22 protein-coding genes are annotated in these 21,462 nt (G+C 38.5%); 14 read left to right on the top strand and 8 right to left on the bottom strand.

The annotated features are described in order from the left end of the window. Window position 1: 1 nt before the first annotated feature. Window positions 2-1,342, bottom strand: coding sequence for a Na(+)-translocating NADH-quinone reductase subunit A (locus GWJ01_RS10400; RefSeq protein ID WP_109395282.1), 1,341 nt, complete (start codon window positions 1,340-1,342; stop codon window positions 2-4). A gap of 415 nt (window positions 1,343-1,757) precedes the next feature. Here GWJ01_RS10400 and GWJ01_RS10395 point away from each other — a divergent pair, with 415 nt between their 5' ends. Further along, window positions 1,758-2,525 carry a L,D-transpeptidase family protein gene (locus GWJ01_RS10395; RefSeq protein ID WP_109395283.1) on the top strand — a complete coding sequence of 256 codons (768 nt, stop codon included), beginning with the start codon at window positions 1,758-1,760 and terminating at the stop codon, window positions 2,523-2,525. Here the strand turns inward: GWJ01_RS10395 and GWJ01_RS10390 are convergent. Together GWJ01_RS10390 and lpcA are read right to left on the bottom strand one after the other, a co-directional pair. Continuing rightward, a complete protein-coding gene (locus tag GWJ01_RS10390; protein WP_109395284.1) occupies window positions 2,496-3,263 on the bottom strand; it encodes a class II glutamine amidotransferase in 768 nt (255 codons plus the stop codon). The genes GWJ01_RS10395 and GWJ01_RS10390 overlap by 30 nt on opposite strands. Before the next feature lie 53 nt (window positions 3,264-3,316). Further along, the gene (gene lpcA, locus GWJ01_RS10385; RefSeq protein ID WP_006534804.1) at window positions 3,317-3,895 is read right to left on the bottom strand and encodes a D-sedoheptulose 7-phosphate isomerase; all 579 of its coding nucleotides are present in this window, start codon (window positions 3,893-3,895) and stop codon (window positions 3,317-3,319) included. Window positions 3,896-4,133: 238 nt separating this feature from the next. On the opposite strand from lpcA, the gene fadE reads away from it, so the two are divergent. Continuing rightward, window positions 4,134-6,581 (top strand): acyl-CoA dehydrogenase FadE, encoded by a 2,448-nt coding sequence (fadE, locus tag GWJ01_RS10380; protein ID WP_109402702.1) that lies wholly within the window; start codon window positions 4,134-4,136, stop codon window positions 6,579-6,581. 109 nt (window positions 6,582-6,690) lie between these two features. Here the strand turns inward: fadE and lysA are convergent, their stop codons facing one another. Next, the gene (gene lysA, locus GWJ01_RS10375; RefSeq protein WP_109402701.1) at window positions 6,691-7,932 is read right to left on the bottom strand and encodes a diaminopimelate decarboxylase; all 1,242 of its coding nucleotides are present in this window, start codon (window positions 7,930-7,932) and stop codon (window positions 6,691-6,693) included. A 112-nt stretch (window positions 7,933-8,044) separates the two neighbouring features. On the opposite strand from lysA, the gene GWJ01_RS10370 reads away from it, so the two are divergent. After that, entirely contained in the window at window positions 8,045-8,971 is a 927-nt protein-coding gene (locus GWJ01_RS10370; protein ID WP_109395287.1) for a LysR family transcriptional regulator, read from the top strand. Here GWJ01_RS10370 and GWJ01_RS10365 read toward each other — a convergent pair. Continuing rightward, a complete protein-coding gene (locus GWJ01_RS10365) occupies window positions 8,948-9,868 on the bottom strand; it encodes a LysR family transcriptional regulator (protein ID WP_109395288.1) in 921 nt (306 codons plus the stop codon). The genes GWJ01_RS10370 and GWJ01_RS10365 overlap by 24 nt on opposite strands. A gap of 105 nt (window positions 9,869-9,973) precedes the next feature. Here GWJ01_RS10365 and GWJ01_RS10360 point away from each other — a divergent pair, with 105 nt between their 5' ends. Both GWJ01_RS10360 and GWJ01_RS10355 read left to right on the top strand, forming a co-directional pair. After that, a complete protein-coding gene (locus GWJ01_RS10360; protein WP_109395289.1) occupies window positions 9,974-10,846 on the top strand; it encodes an MBL fold metallo-hydrolase in 873 nt (290 codons plus the stop codon). Continuing rightward, window positions 10,834-11,502 (top strand): DsbA family protein, encoded by a 669-nt coding sequence (locus GWJ01_RS10355; RefSeq protein ID WP_161711071.1) that lies wholly within the window; start codon window positions 10,834-10,836, stop codon window positions 11,500-11,502. Before GWJ01_RS10360 ends, GWJ01_RS10355 begins: the two co-directional genes overlap by 13 nt. A 110-nt stretch (window positions 11,503-11,612) precedes the next feature. Here the strand turns inward: GWJ01_RS10355 and GWJ01_RS10350 are convergent, their stop codons facing one another. Beyond that, window positions 11,613-12,266, bottom strand: a complete 654-nt coding sequence (locus GWJ01_RS10350) for a prepilin peptidase (RefSeq protein ID WP_109402699.1) — start codon at window positions 12,264-12,266, stop codon at window positions 11,613-11,615. 250 nt (window positions 12,267-12,516) lie between these two features. Here GWJ01_RS10350 and rsmE point away from each other — a divergent pair, with 250 nt between their 5' ends. The 4 genes from rsmE (at window position 12,517) to ruvX (ending at window position 15,341) form a co-directional block, all read left to right on the top strand. Next, window positions 12,517-13,248, top strand: a complete 732-nt coding sequence (gene rsmE, locus GWJ01_RS10345; RefSeq protein ID WP_109395292.1) for a 16S rRNA (uracil(1498)-N(3))-methyltransferase — start codon at window positions 12,517-12,519, stop codon at window positions 13,246-13,248. A gap of 10 nt (window positions 13,249-13,258) precedes the next feature. Next, window positions 13,259-14,215 carry a glutathione synthase gene (gene gshB, locus GWJ01_RS10340; RefSeq protein ID WP_069367062.1) on the top strand — a complete coding sequence of 319 codons (957 nt, stop codon included), beginning with the start codon at window positions 13,259-13,261 and terminating at the stop codon, window positions 14,213-14,215. A 143-nt stretch (window positions 14,216-14,358) separates the two neighbouring features. Further along, the gene (locus tag GWJ01_RS10335) at window positions 14,359-14,922 is read left to right on the top strand and encodes a YqgE/AlgH family protein (protein ID WP_109395293.1); all 564 of its coding nucleotides are present in this window, start codon (window positions 14,359-14,361) and stop codon (window positions 14,920-14,922) included. Then, window positions 14,922-15,341 (top strand): Holliday junction resolvase RuvX, encoded by a 420-nt coding sequence (gene ruvX, locus GWJ01_RS10330; RefSeq protein ID WP_161711070.1) that lies wholly within the window; start codon window positions 14,922-14,924, stop codon window positions 15,339-15,341. Before GWJ01_RS10335 ends, ruvX begins: the two co-directional genes overlap by 1 nt. A gap of 48 nt (window positions 15,342-15,389) precedes the next feature. Here ruvX and GWJ01_RS10325 read toward each other — a convergent pair whose 3' ends face one another. Then, a complete protein-coding gene (locus tag GWJ01_RS10325) occupies window positions 15,390-16,394 on the bottom strand; it encodes a type IV pilus twitching motility protein PilT (RefSeq protein ID WP_109395295.1) in 1,005 nt (334 codons plus the stop codon). 21 nt (window positions 16,395-16,415) lie between these two features. On the opposite strand from GWJ01_RS10325, the gene GWJ01_RS10320 reads away from it, so the two are divergent. From GWJ01_RS10320 to hemW, 5 genes are read left to right on the top strand one after another with little or no spacing between them, the layout of a single operon-like run. Continuing rightward, a complete protein-coding gene (locus tag GWJ01_RS10320; protein ID WP_075672347.1) occupies window positions 16,416-17,114 on the top strand; it encodes a YggS family pyridoxal phosphate-dependent enzyme in 699 nt (232 codons plus the stop codon). A 14-nt stretch (window positions 17,115-17,128) separates the two neighbouring features. Continuing rightward, window positions 17,129-17,947 (top strand): pyrroline-5-carboxylate reductase, encoded by an 819-nt coding sequence (proC, locus tag GWJ01_RS10315; RefSeq protein ID WP_161711069.1) that lies wholly within the window; start codon window positions 17,129-17,131, stop codon window positions 17,945-17,947. A gap of 18 nt (window positions 17,948-17,965) precedes the next feature. Continuing rightward, complete coding sequence (locus GWJ01_RS10310) at window positions 17,966-18,523, top strand: YggT family protein (RefSeq protein ID WP_161711068.1); 558 nt, start codon at window positions 17,966-17,968, stop codon at window positions 18,521-18,523. 11 nt (window positions 18,524-18,534) lie between these two features. Then, on the top strand, window positions 18,535-19,128 hold the full coding sequence (locus GWJ01_RS10305) for an XTP/dITP diphosphatase (RefSeq protein WP_109395298.1): 594 nt from the start codon (window positions 18,535-18,537) through the stop codon (window positions 19,126-19,128). Continuing rightward, entirely contained in the window at window positions 19,121-20,251 is a 1,131-nt protein-coding gene (gene hemW, locus GWJ01_RS10300; protein WP_161711067.1) for a radical SAM family heme chaperone HemW, read from the top strand. Before GWJ01_RS10305 ends, hemW begins: the two co-directional genes overlap by 8 nt. Before the next feature lie 115 nt (window positions 20,252-20,366). Here the strand turns inward: hemW and GWJ01_RS10295 are convergent, their stop codons facing one another. Then, window positions 20,367-21,317 carry a siderophore ABC transporter substrate-binding protein gene (locus GWJ01_RS10295; RefSeq protein WP_161711066.1) on the bottom strand — a complete coding sequence of 317 codons (951 nt, stop codon included), beginning with the start codon at window positions 21,315-21,317 and terminating at the stop codon, window positions 20,367-20,369. Window positions 21,318-21,462 lie beyond the last annotated feature (145 nt).

Raw genomic sequence — 21,462 nt, 5'->3', positions numbered from 1 at the left:
GTTACCCTTCCTGCTCAATTTTGGTCAATACTTGGCGCAGTGCTGGGCCATACTCATATTTGCTTGGGCAAACATAAGTACATAATCCCAAATCTTCTTCATCCAATTCCAAACAACCTAATGCTTGAGAACTGTCAGTATCACCTACAACTAAATCACGTAATAAATGCGTTGCCATAATGTCTAACGGCATCACACGCTCATAGTTACCAATTGGTACCATTGAACGTTCACCACCATTCATTGTGGTTGTAAATGCAAAGCGTTTATTTTTTAAGAAGTGACCGATAGTGGTACGAGTGATCGAAAATTTATCGCTACCCGGCATACCCCAACCAAATAACTCTTTATCACGGCCTTCACGTAATACAGAAACTTGGTTATGGAAACGACCTAAATAGTGATGAGCCTCATCAGATTTCCATCCCCATAATACAGAGCCAGAAATAATGCGGTTTTCACCGTCAACTAATTGATCTTTAGTTAACTCATAGAGATCAGCCCCTAAACAAGTACGCACTAAACGAGGTGCTTTTACTTGAGGGCCTGCTAATGCAACAACACGCTCTGTATATAAAGAACCTGTTGTAAACAAATAACCAATAGCAATGACATCTTGATAATTTAAATGCCAAACCACTTTCTTAGCACTAACAGGTTCTAAGAAATGGATATGTGTACCAACTAATCCTGCTGGGTGTGGACCTGCAAATTGGTTATAGCTAATCTGTCCGTCATTTAATTTTGTCGGTGATTTTTCACCATGACAAACATAGACTTTACCTTCGGTTAAACGAGTTAAAACAACAAGACCATCATTAAATGCCTTCTCATTTTGCTCAATAATAACTATAGGATCTGCTGCAAGTGGATTTGTATCCATTGCAGAGACAAAAATGGCAACAGGTGTTGTGCCTAAATGTGGAGTCCGGCTATAAGGACGAGTCCTTAGCGCAGTCCACATTCCCGAATTAACAAGGTTAGTTTCAACTTGTTCGCGGGTCAGATCTGAGAGCGTTGAGCTATCATAACGGTTAAAGGTAATTTCTTCGTCACCATCAATTTCGATAACGATAGATTGGAACACACGACGTTCGCCGCGGTTAATTGCAACGACTTTACCACAAGCTGGGCTGGTGAAAACAACACCGGCATTCTTTTTATCTTCAAAAAGAATTTGCCCTTTCTTTACATGCTCACCTTCCGAAACCATCATAGAAGGACGCATACCGACATATTCTTCACCTAGCAATGCTATGCGTCGAATCGCGGGTCCGTCTTCTATCACTTGGGCAGGCGCTCCTGCAATTGGGAGGTCGAGTCCTTTTTTAATTTTAATCATAAGATTTGCACAAGTTTATCAGTTAAACCCTAAGCTACAAATTCACCCCGAAAATGTAGCGACTCTGTAATAAAAACATCTTAAGGTGTTTTTGAACCCTAAGTTATTTATCTCCGATAATTGTTACTATTTTCTCTTATTCTGCCGAACTGAATTTTATCATCTCAGCCTAAACCTGTCTGACTATTCGAGTGATTTAGCTCAAGCAAATGGGAATATTATTTTGACTGAAACGTTAATAACTCGTATAAACCGAATTAAAATATCATTTTTTTCGACTAGCGATTAAATTTCATACGGAATATTTTGTAAAAGAAAAGAAACTATATCAGATTTTAATTTACAAATTTATTGCTTCATAGCAATCTACGATCTACTTTATCAACAAATTTTAAGCTATTTTTCTGATAAAACTATGACCAATCACGCAAAACAACTAATCAGTTTTTTAACATTAATGTTAATTTCTTTATTAGTTAACGCTGAAAATAGTTCAAATTTCCTAATGAAACCTGTTAAAAAAAGTACAGGACAACCTATCTATATTCAAATTTTCAAAGAAGAAAGCTTACTTGAACTTTATACGGAAAAATTAGATGGGCAATTAGAAAAAGTACGTACTTACCCTATTTGTAGCTATTCTGGAGGTCTTGGACCTAAAAAGTTTCAAGGTGATTTAAAAAGCCCTGAAGGTTTTTATCAGATCAATTTCTCGCAATTAAATCCGAACAGTCGATTTTACCGAGCTATTAACCTAGGATTTCCTAATCAATATGATAAATCAAAAGGGTATACAGGCGACTTTTTAATGATCCATGGGGCATGCAAATCGGTGGGTTGCTATGCAATGACAGATTCGGTAATGGACGAAATTTATCAGTATGCTGAATTGGCGCTACAAGGAGGTCAATCTACGATTAATATTCATATTTTTCCATTTAAGATGACCGCTGAAAATATGAAAAAACACCAGTATTCAAAAGATATGGATTTCTGGCAACAGCTTATGCCTGCCTACCAATATGTTGAAGAACGCAAAAAAATCCCATCTGTTACTGTTCAGGATGGGCGTTATTACGTTAATAGCACTTTGACTTCATCTAATAGTGTAAATTCTGTCCTTAACTTATCGAAAAATAGTGACAGCAAATGGTTACAGAATACGCACACCACGATCAAATAAGACAAACTCGCCAGCAGGAATACGTTGCCAAGATTCATTTCCAGTCAATGGTAATGTTGAAATAACAGAAACCACATCATTTGATTGGGTATGTTGCTGGAAATCAATTTCTACATCTTGATCAAGCAATTTTGCTTTGCCGAAAGGCGCCTTACGCGTGATCCAGTGTAAGTTAGTTGAACAATATGCCATGACAAATCGACCATCTGACAACAGCATATTAAAGACCCCTTTTTGCTTTAATTGAGAGGCTAAAATAGCGATAAAACGAAATACAGCAGGCCAATTCACAGGAGTTCGTTTATAACGGTTTTCAAGTTGATTTAAGATCCAGCAAAAAGCTTTCTCACTATCCGTCTGCCCTATCGCCCGAAAACGTCCTGTTTCAAGAGATTGATAGCCTTTTAGTTGACCATTATGCGCATAAGTCCAGTTTTTTCCCCATAACTCACGGGTAAAAGGATGGGTGTTTTCTAAAGAGACATTACCTCGATTCGCTTGACGAATATGAGCAATTACAGCCTCTGATTTAATTGGGTACTCTTGAACAAAGCGAGCGACTGGCGATATTGCGCTGGCTTGAGGATCTTTAAATGTACGACATCCCAATCCTTCGTAGAAAGTAATTCCCCAACCATCTTTATGAGGCCCTGTCTTACCACCTCTTGGAATTAGCCCACTTAGACTGAAATTAATATCTGTCGGTACATTTGCACTCATGCCTAACAACTCACACATCGCTCACTCCTTCTTGCCGATGTTTATCGCTAACTTATAGCAATATCAACAAATTATTTTTCCATTTCTTTTTCAATTAATTGGATCAGAATATGGATAACTTTGATATGAATTTCTTGAATACGATCAGCGTAACCGAAATGAGGTACACGGATTTCAATATCTGCTGTACCATCCATTTTTCCGCCATCTTTGCCCGTTAATGTAATGACTTTCATGCCTTTCTCACGTGCAGCACTAATTGCTTTGATGATATTGCCTGAATTGCCTGAGGTTGAAATACCCAGCAGAACGTCACCTTCTTTACCCACAGCTTCGACATAACGAGAGAAGATATATTCATAGCCAAAATCATTACTCACACATGAGATATGGCTTACATCTGAAATAGCAATGGCAGGATAACCAGGGCGATTCTCACGATAGCGCCCAGTGAGTTCTTCTGCAAAATGCATTGCATCACAATGAGAACCGCCATTACCGCAAGATAATACTTTACCGCCTGCTTTAAAAGAATCTGCTAATAACACTGCAGCTTTTTGGATAGCTTCAATATTTGCATCATCTTGAAGAAAGCGAGAGAGTGTATCTGCTGCTTCTGTTAATTCACCACGGATAAGATCTTGGTACATAGGATTTTTACTCCAGAAAGGGTAATCGAAATTTTCTGTTTCTCAGTGTAACGGATTAAATGTCATGAAAGAAGATACCTATTATCGACAAATGCTAACTTCTCTCATTTACGAATAATTTGTGAGCTATATTGTAATTAGAATGTAAATATATTGATAAAAGTTAGTGACTGGATTAGATCTAAATAACAAACAACAGGTCTGACCTCTGATCTCTTGCTAAATACAGGAGTTTATTATGACACTACTCAGTATCGTACTTTTTATTATTCTTATTGGCGTGCTTAGCTATCGCAAATTCGGTATTGCGGTAAGTAGCCTTGCACTTATTGCTTATACATTAGTAATGGGTATCGCCAATATTTGGAGTTACTGGTTACTTCTCCCCATTGCATTGGTTTTATTACCCTTTACTATTCCTTCTATTCGTAGAGCCTATATCTCAGTACCTGCACTTAAAGCATTTCAAAAAGTCATGCCCTCTATGTCTAAAACAGAACAAGAAGCCATTGATGCAGGTACAACATGGTGGGAAGGCGAGCTTTTCCGTGGTGCTCCCGATTGGAAACAACTTCATAATTACCCTAAGCCACAGTTAACAGCTGAAGAGCAAGCTTTCCTTGATGGACCTGTCGAAGAAGTTTGCCGTATGACAAATGACTTTGAGATCACTCATGAATTAGCTGATCTACCTCCTGAAATCTGGCAATACCTTAAAGACAATCGCTTCTTTGCGATGATTATTAAAAAAGAGTACGGCGGGTTAGAGTTTTCAGCCTACGCTCAATCACGCGTATTGCAAAAACTGTCGGGAGTATCTGGTATTTTAGCCATCACCGTGGGTGTACCTAACTCTTTAGGCCCCGGCGAACTACTGCAACACTATGGTACTGATGAACAGAAAAAGCGCTATTTACCTGGTTTAGCCAAAGGAGATGAAATTCCTTGTTTCGCATTAACAAGCCCAGAAGCGGGCTCCGATGCAGGTGCTATTCCTGACAGTGGCGTAGTCTGTATGGGGGAATGGCAAGGCGAGCAAGTACTTGGTCTTCGTTTAACATGGAATAAACGCTATATCACTCTTGCCCCTATCGCAACCGTATTAGGATTAGCATTTAAATTACGCGATCCTGACCATCTATTAAGTGATGACGAAAACCCGGGCATTACCTGTGCGTTAATTCCAACTGATGTCAAAGGTGTTGAAATCGGTCATCGTCATTTCCCACTGAACGTGCCATTTATGAATGGACCGACTCGTGGTAAAGATGTTTTTGTTCCTATCGATTACATCATTGGCGGACCAAAAATGGCAGGACAAGGCTGGAGAATGCTGGTGGAATGTCTCTCTGTTGGTCGAGGGATCACTCTACCTTCAAACTCTACCGGCGGTTTAAAAAGTGTGGCTATGGCAACAGGCGCTTATTCTCGTGTCCGTCGTCAGTTCAAAATTCCAATTGGTAAAATGGAAGGTATTGAAGAGCCGTTAGCTCGTCTGGCTGGTAACGCCTATCTTTTAGATTCTGCGGCAACCTTAATTACTACGGGTATTATGCTAGGTGAAAAACCTGCCGTATTATCCGCTATCGTAAAATATCATTGTACTCATCGAGCACAGCGGGGCGTTATTGATGCAATGGATATCGTTGGTGGTAAAGGGATCAGTCTTGGGCCATCAAACTTTGTCGCACGTTCTTACCAAGGTTCTCCAATTGCCATCACGGTTGAAGGTGCCAATATTTTAACTCGTAGCATGATCATTTATGGTCAAGGTGCTATCCGTTGCCATCCTTATGTATTAGATGAAATTGCAGCAGCACGAGATAACAACCTACACGATTTTGACCGTGCTTTATTTGGTCATATCGGTCACGTAGCAAGTAATACCTTACGCAGTCTGTGGTTGGGTATCACAAATGGTCGATTAAGTAATTCGCCAACTAATGATGAAACTCGTCGTTATTATCAACAAATTAACCGCTTGAGTGCCAATATGGCGCTGTTGTCTGATGTTTCAATGGGTGTTTTAGGCGGAAGCTTAAAACGTCGTGAGCGTATTTCAGCACGCTTAGGTGACATATTAAGTCACATCTTCCTCGCTTCTGCTGCGCTTAAGCGTTATGAAGATGAAGGTCGCCATACCGCAGATTTACCTCTCGTACATTGGAGCGTAAAAGAGTGTTTATACCAAGCTGAAAATGCAATTGATGAACTACTACGCAATTTCCCAAGCCGTGTTGTTGCAGGTACTATGCGAGCAATTATTTTCCCGCTGGGTAAAGCTCAAAAATTACCATCAGATAAATTAGATAGCAAAGTGGCACAACTTATCCAACAACCTTCTGAAACCCGTGATCGCATTGGTAGAGGTCAATACTTAACACCGAGCGAGCATAATCCACATGGTTTAATGGAAGAAGCACTACTGGATATTTTAGCGGCTGAACCTATTTTCGACCGTATTTGTCGCCTCTATGAGAAGAAGTTTAACTTTACTCAATTAGATAAATTAGCGGACAAAGCACTGGCTGATAAACGAGTAACTCAAGAAGAAGCCGATATCTTACGTAAAGCAGAACAGAGTCGCTTACGGAGTATCAATGTTGATGAGTTTGACTTTGATGCATTGGCGGTGCCTGCAAAAAAGCCGAAAGCTGACAAAGTCAAAACAGACAAAGCAGCCTAACAATCGAGATAAAAGGAAATATTTCCCTTTATAAAACAAAAACACCTCATCACTTTTAGTGATGAGGTGTTTTTTATTAAGAGCGAATTATTAAAATCCCAAAAATTAATTAAAGATCTAACTCCAATGCTAATAACTCTTCTATTGTTTGGCGACGACGAATTAATTGAGAAACACCGCCTGTTATCAACACTTCAGGAATAAGTGGTCGGCTATTATAATTCGATGACATTGACGCACCATACGCCCCTGTATCATGGATCACTAAATAATCGCCTACCTGCGCTTGGGGCAATAAACGAGGAACAACAGTGCCTCCCTCTTGCTGAGTAAAAACATCACCCGATTCACACAGCGGGCCTGCCACGATCGTCTCTTGTAATTCAGTCATTGGTTTTATTTGACCATGTCTATCTAAAACTGAAATATAATGATAACTGCCATACATTGCAGGACGCATTAAATCACTAAATCCAGCATCCACCAGCACATAGTGACGGCTTCCCATTGATTTAACAGCTCTCACTTGTGAAATCAATACACCAGATTCAGCCACTAAAAAACGTCCTGGCTCAATCTCTAACTCAACAGAATGCCCTAAGTGTTGTGCAATACGCTGGCGTGCTTTATCCCATAAAGAAAAATAGTGATCCAAATCGACTATTGCATCACCTTCTTGATAAGGCGTTGATAATCCACCTCCTGCTGAAATAGCTTGAATATCAACTTGAGAGGTAAGCACTTGCTCTACCATTGCATCGCAGACACTAGCAAGATGTTGATAGTCAACACCCGAGCCAATATGCATATGAAAACCAACTAGAGTTAGATTGTATTGCTGGATCACAGCTAACGCTTCTGGCACATCGTCATACCAAATACCATGCTTACTGTTTTCACCACCTGTATTGGTTTTTTGGCTATGTCCATGACCAAATCCGGGGTTAATTCTTATCCAAACAGCATGACCTTGATTGCGCTCACCCAATTGACGAAGCATATCAATAGAGCCTGCATTAACAGGAATATCTAACTCAACAACACGTTCAATTGTTCTTTCATCAAGTAAATCAGCCGTAAAGACAATCTCACTTTTTTCTCTACCACCTTGATAACCGGCAACTAAAGCGCGCTCAATTTCCCCCAACGAAACAGAGTCAACTTTAACACCCTGTGCTTTCATTAAACGTAAAATATGAATATTGGAACATGCTTTTTGAGCAAACCGAACTACATCAAAAGATTTAAGCTGAGCAATACGCTGAGAAATAGTATCGCCTTGATAAATCCATAATGGCGTTCCATAAGTTTGTGCTAATTGGTATTGAGCCATAGTTATTGATGTTGTCATGTTATCTACTCATAAAAGTCACAGGTGAATAGAATCATTATTTATGAACTTATAAGGGAATAAAAATATCAAATAAGCTACACTCTATTCATCTATGATATAGGAATATAAGATGAAAGCTCCTTTTAATTGGCGACACATTGAAATTTTTCATGCGGTGATGACTACGCAGAACCTTACTGAAGCCGCAGAGCTACTGAAGACGTCACAACCCACTGTCAGCAGAGAATTATCTCGTCTTGAACATCTATTAGCATTTAAATTATTTGATAGAATAAAAGGCCGTTTACAGCCCACAACCGAAGGATTGCGCTTTTTTGAGGAAGTACAACGTTCTTATTATGGTTTAGATAGAATAATTAACGCAGCTGAAAATATTCGCCATTTTAACCAAGCAGAATTGAACATCACCTGCCTGCCCGCATTTGCTCAATCATTATTACCTTCAATTTGCCGACAATTTCTAGATAAATATCCTGATGTCAATTTAACTATTGTTCCTCAAGAATCCCCTTTATTAGAAGAGTGGTTATCCGCACAACATTACGATTTAGGATTGGTAGAACACACACAAACACCAGCTGGAACTCAACAAGAAACCGTGCTTACACTCAATGAAGTCGCAGTTTTACCCAAATCACATCCATTGTGTAAAAAAACATTATTACACCCTGTTGATTTTCAAAATGAACGTTTTATTAGCCTGTCAGCCAATGATAGTTACCGACAATTAATTGATACTGTATTTATTAAAAATGGAACTGCACGACAATTAGTTATGGAAACACAAAGTGCCGCCTCTATTTGTGCAATGGTGAGTGAAAATATCGGTATTTCAATTGTTAACCCTATTACCGCACTTGATTACTTAGATAAATCTATTTGCCTTCGTCCTTTAAGCTTTACTATCCCTTTTACCATCAGCTTAATTACCCCATCACATCGTCCTTCATCACAACTTGTTGCCTATTTTATTGATGTAATGAAAGAGACATTATCAGATTACCCTAAACGACTAACCCAAGCTTTTACCCGATAAAGCAAGCCAATAAGGTGATGATGAAAACCACTCTACTAAGAAATCCAGCAATACTCTAACGGCAGCAGGCATATTTTGTCGGCTCGCTAGAACCGCATAAATTCCCATCGGCTGAGCTTGATAGTCAGACAAAACTTGTTCTAGCTCACCACTTTCAATATAAGGTTTGGCTGAATAATAAGGTTGTAGCGATATACCAGCTCCTTTTAGCGTAGCTTGCAATAAAACAACCGATTCATTTGCGCTTAAATTCCCCCCAACAGGTACTGAATAACGTTCATCACCTAAATTAAATTCCCACAAACTACGACCAAAAAATCGGTAAGTTAAACATTGATGCTGAGTAAGTTCATCTGGGTTTTGAGGTATACCTTTTTTTGCTAAGTAATCTTTATGGGCACACACCACAGAAAGACATGTCGCAAGCGAGCGTGCGATTAAGTTAGGCTCAAGGTTATTCGTAATACGCAACGCGATATCAATACGTTCTTCCACCAAATTCACGGTTTGATTAGTGATTTGTAAATCAACCGCAATTAAAGGATAACGCTGCATAAACTCACATATTGCCACTGACAAAATACTATTTGCTAATGATTGTGAACTGGTAATACGAACAAGCCCACTGATTTGATGACGTTCTTTCGGAATATTAGCGGGTATACGTTCAGCCATTTCTAATAACTGTAAACTCTGTTCGTATACCATTTCACCTACTGATGTTAGGCTTTGTTTGCGTGTCGTTCTATGCAATAAACGCACTCCTGCCCACTCTTCCATCTCATTTAAATAGCGCGTCACCATGGCTCTAGACATACCTAGATAATCAGCAGCTTTTATCATACTTCCCTGCTTCACAATGGTTACAAACACTTCTGATGCTTTTATTTTATCCATTTTATTTGCTCGATTTACGCAACAATTAATTGCCTAAAATAGGGTTTTTCTCTTGTTTTATGCAACATATTATAGTCAGCAACAACCTTATGGAGAAAACAAAAGATGAAAAAATTACTTCCTTTAACACTTGCAACTACCGCATTCTTCGCAACATCAGCGTTAGCAACTGATTTAACATTAGATATTTATAACCCAGGAGAGGCGAGCGTTTTCCCTGTTTCTTCCGAAATTATTTATGGCGATAAAGATGCCGTTTTAATTGATGCACAATTTCAAAAAAATGATGCACAAGCGCTAGTTGATAAAATAAAAGCCTCTGGAAAAAACCTGACTTATATCTATATCAGCCATTCTGATCCTGACTTTTATTTTGGGTTAGATGTCATTACTGATGCATTTCCAAATGCTAAAGTAATTGCAACGGCACCCACAATTAAAGCCATTAATGAAACTCAAGCAGGAAAGCTTGCCTACTGGGGGCCTGTACTTAAAGAAAATGCCCCTCAGAAAATCATCATTCCTGAAGTACTAAAAGGTGATAGTTTTTCTCTAGAAGGTGAAACCATTTCAGTCAAAGGCTTAGATGGGCAATCTCAAGATAGAACATATATTTATGTTCCAAAACTTAATGCAGTAATGGGTGGTGTTTTAGTCTCTGAAAATATTCATGTTTGGTTGGCTGATACTCAAACCGTGGAAGAGCGCCAACATTGGGTTAATGCATTACAGCAAATAAAATCATTATCCCCAAAAACCGTTATTCCTGGTCACTATTTACCAAAAGCAACGTATGATCTACAAGCCGTTGACTTTACAATGAATTACCTAATTGAAGCTGAGAAAAATCTTGAAAAAACGAAAAATTCAGATGAATTTATTGCAGCGATGGAAAAAAATCATCAGAATTTAGCAGATAAATCAAGCCTAGAACTTAGTGCAAAAGTACTAAAAGGAGAGATGCAGTGGCCTCAGTAGCAAGCAATACAGGTAATACCCAAGGTACTAAAATATTGCACTATGTTTATGATCCTCTTTGTGGTTGGTGCTACGGCATTGCACCCCTGATTGAAGCAGTAAGCAATGCGTTTCCACATTCCATTAAGTTACATGGTGGTGGATTGTTTACACCAGCAAGAGCAGTCACAGGTGGTCAATCATGGAAAGAGCATGTTACACCCATTGATGAACGTATTAGTCAATTATCGGGCCAAGTTTTTAGTCACGCATATCATGACACTCTTGGTAACACTGAAATGGTTTTAAATTCACTTCTACCTATTTCAGCCGTTCTTGTTGCGGAAAAAATGGGAGAGCGAGATGTTTATTTATTAAAAGCATTACAAGAGGCCTATTACCTTGACGGCTTAAATATCAGTGACAGAGACACTCTGCTATTTATTGTGAAAAAACTTGGCTTTGATGTTGAGCTGTTTGCATCTTTACTGTCTGAAATTAGCGAAACACAAATTCAGCAACATTTAAGCCAGACACAACAATTAATGTCTCAAGTTAATGGTCGCGGTTTTCCAACTTTATTTATTGAAGATAACCAAGGTTACCACCTGATACCGGTTGAAAAATATTTAGGTGATACAAAACGTTGGCAGCAATTTATAAAAGAAAACCTATAATCTTCTTTTCAGTGTGCAGATTAATTTCCGCACACTGCCTTCTTTATTTCGATTCTTATTATTTTCTTTTTATACATATCTAAAAAATGATTTAGTTTCTTTAAAATCAATTAATTGAAATAATTGTAAGATGAAAAGTTGAAACCTAATACCATTAATGTTGAAAATGAAAGGCAAGAGCCAAATGCTACTTTTTTGATATGATCTTTTGTTGTGATTAATACTGCACAATACACACTTAATCCTAGAAAAGAACCAAGCAAAAGAATATACGGTAATTTCTCAACCCCACACCATGCCCCAATAGCACCAAATAATTTCACATCACCAAAACCTAAAACACATTTTTGGCAGATAAAATATCCCCATAAATAGATGCCATAAAAAAGCCCAACACCACCTAAAAAACCATAAAAAGCATGATTGAAAGGTACTAATCCATATACTGAGTAATTACATAATAACCCTAAAAATATTAGCCAATAAGTCAACGTATTAGGCAGAAGAAAATAATCAGCATCAAAGAAAGAGAGCATCAACAAATAAAAACTTAATACCGAAAGTATTATCAATAAAGAAAATGAATTAATTGAAAAAAACCAATATAAACAAATGATAATGTAACTCAGTGTAAGTTGTTTACATCGAGTTTTAGGTAACAAAAATAATAATGAAAAAGGCAGACAAAACTTAATAAAAACAAGAAAATCACTCAAAAAAGAAAACAAAGGTGTTTTTATAAAACAACAACGGCTTAATGGCATAAATATCTACTCCCTGATACATCGTTATCCTTGTTAAACGACTGTATAAGAAGATCCATTTAATACCGAGAATTTTCTTTATAATGACAATGAAAACATGAAATTTTGCGACAAAACACGCAATAAGATCCACGCTATAATAGCAACAAAAGCAAAGTGATAACTTGCATGCCATAATGTCATGCGTATGATGCATATCACATATTTTATTTATCACGGTTAACCATCTATTACGTAAGGGTTTCACGTTATGCGTATTCCTCGCATTTATCATCCAGAACCACTCACAGCAGGTACTCAAACAGCATTAGATGAAGAAGCATCTAATCATGTTGGGCGTGTATTAAGAATGTCTACTGGGCAAAAACTAGCACTGTTTGATGGTTCAAATCAGGTATTTGATGCTGAAATCATAGAAAGCACAAAAAAGTCAGTCACTGTGCAAATCAATGAAGGCATTGTTGATGATAAAGAATCCCCTCTCGACCTCCATTTAGGACAAGTGCTTTCACGAGGTGAGAAAATGGAGTTTACTATTCAAAAATCAGTTGAGTTAGGTGTTAATACGATCACTCCACTGATCTCAGAACGCTGTGGTGTTAAACTTGACCCTAGTCGTTTAGAGAAAAAACATCAGCAATGGCAAAAAATTATTATCTCGGCATGTGAGCAATGTGGCAGAAATAGCATTCCACAATTAATGCCTGTGATGCCATTAGAAGAATGGTGTGCTCAAGATGATGGTAGTTTAAAACTCAATTTACATCCTAGGGCTAACCAAAGTATTAATACCTTACCCTTACCTGTTAAAAAAGTGCGCTTATTGATTGGCCCTGAAGGTGGACTTTCCCCTGAAGAAATCGCCATGACAGCAGAGCACCATTTTACTGATATTTTATTAGGTCCTCGTGTATTAAGAACTGAAACAACAGCGCTCACCGCAATCACCGCTTTGCAGGTTCGGTTCGGCGATCTGGGATAAAGGAGAAGTAATGATTAAATTAGGTATTGTGATGGATCCAATTTCATCCATCAAAATCAAAAAAGACACCAGCTTTGCCATGTTATTAGAAGCACAACGTCGTGGCTGGGAAATTCATTATATGGAGATGAACGACCTTTACCTACATCAAGGTGAAGCACGCGCTCACACTCGTTTACTCAGTGTAGAAGAAAACCCAGAAAAATGGTTTGAGTTTGGCAAAGAGCAAGATATTGCTTTAGGTGAACTCGATACCATCTTAATGCGTAAAGATCCGCCTTTTGATACCGAATTTATCTACGCAACCTATATTTTAGAACGCGCTGAAGATATGGGAACGCTGATAGTTAATAAGCCACAAAGCTTACGTGACTGTAATGAAAAACTCTTTACTGCATGGTTTCCAACATTAACACCAGACACCTTAGTGACTCGTGAAGCTAAGCATTTACGCGCTTTTCATGAAAAACACGGTGATGTCATTTTCAAACCACTAGATGGTATGGGTGGCGCATCAATCTTCCGCCTGAAAAAAGACGATCCAAACGTAGGTGTTATTATTGAAACATTGACAGAACATGGTCACCGTTTCTGTATGGCTCAAAATTTCCTACCTGAAATTGTCAATGGTGATAAGCGCATTCTGGTTGTCGATGGCGAACCTGTTCCTTACTGCTTAGCGCGTATTCCTGCAAAAGGTGAAACGCGAGGCAACTTAGCTGCCGGTGGCCGTGGCGAAGCTCGTCCATTAACAGAAAGTGATTGGGCTATTGCGCGTCAAGTTGCACCTATTCTTAAACAAAAAGGCCTTATTTTTGTTGGATTAGATGTTATTGGCGATCGCTTGACTGAAATTAACGTCACAAGTCCAACATGTGCGCGTGAAATTGAAGCAGCTTATCCTGATGTTTCTATTACAGGTATGCTAATGGATGCAATTGAAGTCCGCTTAAACAAGAAAAACTAACTTTTAGACACTGAGATTAAAGGGTTTAAAAGTATGAACCTAGCCCCCACATATTAATCAATAAGCGGTATACATTAAGAAATACGATGTATAAAAGGGCTAGGTTTTTTTAATAAAAATGATCAGGGAACAGTACGACTATTATGAATTTACTTAACCATTTTCTTATTGCTATGCCTTCATTAAGCGATCCGTTATTTGAACGCTCGGTCGTCTATGTTTGCGAACATAATGAAAACGGTGCGATGGGTTTAATTATTAATAAACCTATCGAAGATATCTCTGTGGAAGGTGTATTAGATCAACTAGAAATTTTTTCAACTGATAGAGATGGAGCAATTAGCTTACAAAAACCCGTGATGTCAGGAGGCCCTGTTGCAGAAGAGCATGGTTTTATCTTGCACACTCCGGTTTCAGGTTTTAGTTCTAGTATCAAAATTAGTGATAGCACGATGATCACAACTTCCAAAGATGTATTAGAAACCTTAGGTACAGCAAGACAACCAGAAAAAACATTAGTCTCTTTGGGTTATTCTAGTTGGGAACAAGGCCAATTAGAGAAAGAAATTTTAGAAAATAGCTGGCTAACAGTTGAAGCTTCTCCTCAAATTATTTTTGATACCCCTATTGCTGAACGTTGGCATAAAGCCGCTGAATTAATTGGGATTAATATCCACACCATTTCACCGATAGCGGGTCACGCATAATGTCAAACAGAACGGTAATGGGCTTTGATTTTGGCACAAAAAGCATTGGTGCCGCTATCGGTCAAGAAATTACAGGAACAGCAAGACCTTTAGCCTCATTTAAAGCAAAAGATGGTATTCCTGATTGGGCTCAAATCGAAAAAATCATAAAAGAGTGGCAACCTGATCTCGTGGTTGTCGGTTTACCTCTTAATATGGATGGCACCGAACAGTTAATCACAACTCAAGCTAAAAAATTTGCTAATCGCCTTCATGGCCGATTTGGTGTACAAATTGCGTTGCATGATGAACGCCTTAGCACCGTAGAAGCTCGCGCTCATCTTTTTGAACGTGGTGGTTATCGTTCCTTAGATAAAGGCAGTGTAGATGCAGCGTCTGCCGTTATTATTCTTGAAAGCTGGTTTGAACAACAATTCTAAAAAATAGGTTCCAACTAGTAATAGTCGCCTATTTTTACTTATAAGTTATTACTCAGCTTGAATTAAACCTTCATGTTGGCGTTGTTGCCGACTTAACATGAAGGTTTGCATACCGTATTCACTACCTGTCTGCATTAATGTTGTCACTTGGTGGTATTTTCCTTCTCTAATAAGATGAGAAATACCCTGCGTGACCTGCATTATTTCAAATAACGCCACACGCCCACCTTCGGTTGAAGATACTAACTCTTGTGAGATTATCGCCCTTAAACTGCACGCTAATTGTGATGAAATCCATTGTCGCTCATTGCCTGTAAACACATTAGTTACGCGCTCAAGCGTTTGTGCTGCCCCTTGAGTATGCAATGTTGCCAGCACCAAATGTCCGGTTTCTGCTGCTGTTAATGCCAATTGAATACTTTGTGCATCTCTTAATTCGCCTAACATAATGACATCTGGATCTTGGCGTAGAGCGCTCTTTATCGCATTTGCAGTATGCTGAACATCTCGCCCTATTTCCCTTTGCTGCACAATGCTTTGCTTATTGCTATGTATAAACTCAATAGGATCTTCTAATGTCAAAATATGCTGACGTTGATATTGGTTTAAATGATTGATCATTGCCGCTAATGTCGATGATTTCCCACTTCCTGTTGCCCCCGTTACCAAAATAAGCCCATGAGAATAGCTGTCTAAAAGTGTTGAAACCGACTTGGGTACTCGAAGTTTATCTAAAGAAGGAATTTGTGTTTCAATTATTCTTAATACAGCTGAAACACCCTTTTGTTGACGAAATAAATTGACACGAAGTCGCTGCCCACAAGATAGCGTAAGTGCTGTATCAACCTGCCCTTCATTCTCAAAAGTTTGCTTTTGGGTGTTGCTCAAAAAAGGCAAGAACCATGCTAATAGACTATCGGAAGTGATAGGTTTACATTGATTTTGTTGATAAAGTATTCCATTGATCCGCAATCGTGGTACATCACCACAACAAAGGTGCAGATCCGAGGCGTTATGCTTTACACTATATGCAATTAAATTTTCCATTTTCATCTTATTATCTCCTGAGTTGCCATGAATACTATTAAACAGAATCTCGTCAATGTCAGGTCTCACATTGACACAGCAGCGCAGAAATGCGGCCGTTCTTCAGAAGAAATAACATTACTTGCAGTGAGTAAAACAAAACCTGCGAGTGATATCGAAAAAGCAATAGCGTGTGGACAAACTGAGTTTGGCGAAAACTATGTCCAAGAAGGCGTTGATAAAATCCATTATTTTGCTGATAACCACACCCTAGTTTGGCACTTTATCGGTCCTTTACAGTCAAATAAAACACGCCTTGTTGCTGAGAATTTCGATTGGTGCCATACCATTGATAGATTAAAAATCGCTCAAAGATTAAGTGATCAACGTCCTGACTCATTGCCACCATTAAATGTCCTTATTCAAATCAATATTAGCGATGAAAACAGTAAATCAGGTATTAATCTGACTGAACTTGATGGACTAGCGGCACAAATTTCTATTCTTTCAGGCATTAAATTACGTGGATTAATGGCGATCCCTGCACCTGAAAGTAATTATGACAAACAAGTTGAAGTGCTAGAAAAAATGCATCTCGCATTTAAGCAATTGCAATCTCAATATCCCCATATAGATACGTTATCTATGGGAATGACGAGTGATATGGAAGCTGCTATTGCTTGTGGTTCAACACTTGTTCGTATTGGAACGGCAATTTTTGGCGCAAGAGATTACGCGACTAAGTAAAAATAGAGGTTTATATGGAACATCGTAACATCGCATTTATTGGCGCTGGAAATATGGCTCAAGCCATTATTGCAGGATTGGTTCAAGGTGGATATCCAGCAAATAAAATCACCGTCAGCTCGCCTTCTGCTATTCGTCGTGAACCACTAGAAAAAGAGTTCGGTATTCATAGTACTAATGACAATATTGATGCGGTTCAGAAAGCGGATGTTATTGTGCTGGCAGTAAAGCCACAAATGATGGAGGAAGTTTGTAAGCCCTTACAAAATATCGATATGAGTAAAAAGTTAGTCCTCACTATCGCTGCTGGTATTCCTGCAACACGTTATAATGACTATTTCGCTACTCAATTACAGCTCGTTCGCATTATGCCAAATACCCCAGCTCTTGTAGGTAAAGGTTTAAGTGGTATGTTCGCGCACAATTCGCTTTCATCTCAAGATAAACAGTTTGCTGATGAATTAATGAAAAGTGTTGGAACAACCGTTTGGGTAGAGCAAGAATCTGCCATCAATGATATTATCGCCGTTGCTGGTAGTGCACCTGCTTATTTCTTCTTGTTTATGGAATCAATGCAACAAGAAGCTGAACGTTTAGGTTTTTCACCTGAAGTAGCAAGAGCTATTGTGCAACAAGCAGCAAGTGGTTCTACCGCCTTAGCAGAGAAACAATACATGTTACCTTTCTCAACTTTACGTGAACAAGTAACATCAAAAGGTGGAACGACAGCGGCTGCACTTATGCAGTTTTATGAAGGTAAATTACCTGAAAACGTCGCTTCTGCCATGCAAGCTGCGATTAAACGTGCGCAAGAAATGGAAAAACAATTTTAATTTCATCAGGGCCAACTAATGAATTTTTTAAATTTCGTCATTCTGACTCTTCTTCAACTCTACACATCCGTACTACTATTACGTGTTTGGATGCAATGTGTCAGAGCTGATTTTTATAATCCTTTTTCACAATTTATCGTCAAAATCACACAGCCAATTGTTCGCCCATTAAGAAGTGTTATTCCTTCTATTGGTCCTATTGATACAGCCTCAGTTTTATTAGCCTATATATTAATTCTAATTGGTATTATCATTCCATCTTACTTATCAGGAACATCAATTCCTTTCTCTTTAATGTTCCCATTTGCTTTTATTGAACTGCTTACAGCAGCAGGTAAGATGATTTTCTGGTTGATCATTATCCGCGCAATTCTTAGCTGGGTAAGCCAAGGTCGTAATCCAATTGATCATCTTTTATTTCAATTAACAGAACCTTTAATGGCACCAATTCGTCGTGTTATTCCGGCGATGGGTGGTTTAGATTTCTCAGCAATGATTGTTATTCTTGTGCTTTACGCCCTGAATTATCTGCGTGTAGACGTTTTACAATGGTTACTTAGCGCAACACTTTACTAAGGATAACACTCATGCAAAAAGTAGTACTCGCAACAGGAAATCCAGGAAAAGTCAAAGAGCTAGCCTCTTTGCTTTCCGATTTTGGTTTAAATATTGTTGCTCAAACAGAGCTTGGTGTTGATTCTGTTGAAGAAACGGGCCTAACCTTTGTTGAAAATGCGCTGATTAAAGCGCGTCATGCAGCAAAAGTAACTGGTCTACCCGCAATTGCCGATGACTCAGGTATTTCGGTTGATGCTTTAGGTGGCGCTCCAGGAATTTACTCAGCACGCTATGCGGGGGTTGATGCGAGTGATCAGCATAATCTGGATAAATTGCTTGATGCAATGAAAGATGTTCCTGCTGAAAAACGCCAAGCACAATTTAACTGTGTATTAGTTTATATGCGCCATGAGAACGATCCAACTCCATTAATTTTTCACGGTATTTGGCACGGTGTATTAAGCACAGAAATGCATGGTGAAGGTGGATTTGGCTACGATCCTATTTTCTTTGTTCCTGAATTAAATTGTACTGCGGCACAATTAACTAAAGAGCAAAAAAATCAGTATTCGCATCGTGGTAAAGCACTTAAATTAATGTTGGATGCCCTTAAGAATGCTTAAGTTGCCTCCATTAAGTTTGTATATTCATATTCCTTGGTGTGTACAAAAATGCCCTTATTGTGATTTCAACTCACACACACTAAAAGGCGAAGTTCCACATCAGGAATATGTGCAACATTTACTCAATGACTTAGATGCCGATCTTATTCACGTGGGTTCCCGTGAAATCCAAACCATATTTATTGGTGGCGGTACACCTAGCTTATTAAGCGCTGAGTCAATGGCTGATTTACTCTATGGCGTTAAAGAGCGCATTGCTGTTAGTCCTAATGCAGAAATTACTATGGAAGCTAACCCGGGAACCGTGGAAGCTGAACGCTTTGCTGGATTCCAACGCGCAGGTGTAAATCGTATTTCTATTGGCGTGCAAAGTTTTGGCAACGATAAGCTTATTCGCTTAGGGCGCATTCATGATGCTGATGAAGCTAAAAATGCCGCTCGTTTAGCCAAAGAATTAGGCCTACGTAGCTTTAATTTAGATTTAATGCATGGATTACCAGACCAATCATTATCTCAAGCACTTTCGGATTTACAGCAAGCAATAGAGTTATCCCCACCACACTTGTCTTGGTATCAATTAACCATTGAACCCAATACACAATTTGGCTCTCGTCCACCGAAATTACCTGATGACGATATGCTGTGGGATATTTTCTCAGAAGGTGACAAATTACTAACAGCAGCAGGTTATCAACAATACGAAACATCAGCATATTGTAAGCCGGGCTTTCAATGTGAGCATAACTTAAATTATTGGCGTTTCGGGGATTATTTAGGCATCGGTTGTGGTGCTCATGGAAAAATAAGCTTTGAAGATGGTCGTATAATGCGAGCCGTAAAAACCAAGCATCCTAAAGGTTTTATGGAAGGTCGTTATCTCCACCAGCAAAATTTTGTTGATAATGATGACCGTCCATTTGAATTTTTTATGAACCGTTTTCGTCTATTAGAAGCATTCCCAAGACAAGATTTCAGTGATTACACTGGGCTTTCTGAAGAAGTTATTCGCCATCAAATAGATGAAGCTTTGACTTTAGGTTATATCAGTGAATCAGACACTCACTGGCAAATTACACCTCATGGCAAGCTGTTCCTCAATTCATTGCTTGAGTTATTTCTTTAATATTGCTGATTTCAAATAGCTAGCTTAAAAAAATGCCCATACTGATTATTCACAGTTGGGCATTTTTCTTTATTGCAAACCTTAAAACACCATAAAAATCTTAAGGTTAAATTAATTAAAGTGCATTTTCTACCGCTTCAATTTGTTTAGTTAAGCTGTCTAAACCACCGCCAGAAAGATACCAAAGATCAGCTTGTAGATAAACAATACCGCCATTTTTATAGGCTGAAGTTGATTTTATAGCATCATCTTCAAACGCTGTTTTTTCTAATTTACCCGCACCAATGGCCTCACTGCGATCAATAATAAAAATAACATCTGGGTTAGCTTGAACAATCATTTCTGATGTAACTACACGACGCTTGCCTTTCTCTTCTTCAGCAACAGGCGGTAATTCAGCTCTTTTTGCTTTAACAACATCATAAACAACACTTTGATTATTAGGCATTAAATTGCCAGCGTTATGTAATAATACTAAAACTTTTTTGTCAGATCCTGCTGCTTTTTTCTGGGCTTGCTCAATAACAGTATTTAATTTAGCAATTTGCTTTTGAGTCACTTGCTGTTTATCAAATAATTCACCTAATAATTTGATATTTGACTCAACTGAATTGAGATAATTTGCACTGTTAGCACCTAAATTAACGGTTGGTGCAATTTTCGCTAAAGCATCATATGAGGCACCTTGGCGACCTGTAATAATAATTAAATCAGGTTTAATTTCGGCTAATTTTTCTAAGTCAGGCGCTTTCATGCCACCAACATTAGCAACGTTAGTTGCAATACTTCCTTTAATATAGGCTGGCGCATTACCTAACGGTAACCCAACCACTTTATCTGCTAAACCTAACTGAACTAAAGAATCATAGAGACCAAAATCAAATAGAACCACTTTTGAAGGGTTCTTAGTGACCGACGTTTCACCCAACTGGTGTTTAATCACCATCTTGTCATTATGCTGGCTAATAACTTGGTTAGGTTGGTATTCGATTGGCGTTTTGCTTAACGCAGAGAAACTGGTTACAGAAAGGATAGATGCGATAACTAAAGGAAGGATCTTCTTCATTAATTTTGCCCTGTTTAAGTGAAATACTCAAACAGGGCATTCTAAACAGCTCATCTCATAAGTCAATTGAATAAGAATGATTTTCATTATTGTTTTCAATTGTTGTGAGCTAGTAATATATACTCTAAATAATTCAAGATATCGC

This window comes from Proteus sp. G2618 (assembly GCF_009915995.1).
Taxonomy (GTDB): domain Bacteria; phylum Pseudomonadota; class Gammaproteobacteria; order Enterobacterales; family Enterobacteriaceae; genus Proteus; species Proteus terrae.
Note: the sequence above shows the minus strand (reverse complement) of the source record. Positions and strands in the feature narration are given on the sequence as shown.

What these genes read in the sequence shown, in the direction of transcription:
- GWJ01_RS10400 (WP_109395282.1), bottom strand. Translation starts at nt 1,342, where the DNA reads ATGATTAAAATTAAAAAAGGACTCGACCTCCCAATTGCAGGAGCGCCT.
- GWJ01_RS10395 (WP_109395283.1), top strand. Translation starts at nt 1,758, where the DNA reads ATGACCAATCACGCAAAACAACTAATCAGTTTTTTAACATTAATGTTA.
- GWJ01_RS10390 (WP_109395284.1), bottom strand. Translation starts at nt 3,263, where the DNA reads ATGTGTGAGTTGTTAGGCATGAGTGCAAATGTACCGACAGATATTAAT.
- lpcA (WP_006534804.1), bottom strand. Translation starts at nt 3,895, where the DNA reads ATGTACCAAGATCTTATCCGTGGTGAATTAACAGAAGCAGCAGATACA.
- fadE (WP_109402702.1), top strand. Translation starts at nt 4,134, where the DNA reads ATGACACTACTCAGTATCGTACTTTTTATTATTCTTATTGGCGTGCTT.
- lysA (WP_109402701.1), bottom strand. Translation starts at nt 7,932, where the DNA reads ATGACAACATCAATAACTATGGCTCAATACCAATTAGCACAAACTTAT.
- GWJ01_RS10370 (WP_109395287.1), top strand. Translation starts at nt 8,045, where the DNA reads ATGAAAGCTCCTTTTAATTGGCGACACATTGAAATTTTTCATGCGGTG.
- GWJ01_RS10365 (WP_109395288.1), bottom strand. Translation starts at nt 9,868, where the DNA reads ATGGATAAAATAAAAGCATCAGAAGTGTTTGTAACCATTGTGAAGCAG.
- GWJ01_RS10360 (WP_109395289.1), top strand. Translation starts at nt 9,974, where the DNA reads ATGAAAAAATTACTTCCTTTAACACTTGCAACTACCGCATTCTTCGCA.
- GWJ01_RS10350 (WP_109402699.1), bottom strand. Translation starts at nt 12,266, where the DNA reads ATGCCATTAAGCCGTTGTTGTTTTATAAAAACACCTTTGTTTTCTTTT.
- rsmE (WP_109395292.1), top strand. Translation starts at nt 12,517, where the DNA reads ATGCGTATTCCTCGCATTTATCATCCAGAACCACTCACAGCAGGTACT.
- gshB (WP_069367062.1), top strand. Translation starts at nt 13,259, where the DNA reads ATGATTAAATTAGGTATTGTGATGGATCCAATTTCATCCATCAAAATC.
- GWJ01_RS10335 (WP_109395293.1), top strand. Translation starts at nt 14,359, where the DNA reads ATGAATTTACTTAACCATTTTCTTATTGCTATGCCTTCATTAAGCGAT.
- ruvX (WP_161711070.1), top strand. Translation starts at nt 14,922, where the DNA reads ATGTCAAACAGAACGGTAATGGGCTTTGATTTTGGCACAAAAAGCATT.
- GWJ01_RS10325 (WP_109395295.1), bottom strand. Translation starts at nt 16,394, where the DNA reads ATGAAAATGGAAAATTTAATTGCATATAGTGTAAAGCATAACGCCTCG.
- GWJ01_RS10320 (WP_075672347.1), top strand. Translation starts at nt 16,416, where the DNA reads ATGAATACTATTAAACAGAATCTCGTCAATGTCAGGTCTCACATTGAC.
- proC (WP_161711069.1), top strand. Translation starts at nt 17,129, where the DNA reads ATGGAACATCGTAACATCGCATTTATTGGCGCTGGAAATATGGCTCAA.
- GWJ01_RS10310 (WP_161711068.1), top strand. Translation starts at nt 17,966, where the DNA reads ATGAATTTTTTAAATTTCGTCATTCTGACTCTTCTTCAACTCTACACA.
- GWJ01_RS10305 (WP_109395298.1), top strand. Translation starts at nt 18,535, where the DNA reads ATGCAAAAAGTAGTACTCGCAACAGGAAATCCAGGAAAAGTCAAAGAG.
- hemW (WP_161711067.1), top strand. Translation starts at nt 19,121, where the DNA reads ATGCTTAAGTTGCCTCCATTAAGTTTGTATATTCATATTCCTTGGTGT.
- GWJ01_RS10295 (WP_161711066.1), bottom strand. Translation starts at nt 21,317, where the DNA reads ATGAAGAAGATCCTTCCTTTAGTTATCGCATCTATCCTTTCTGTAACC.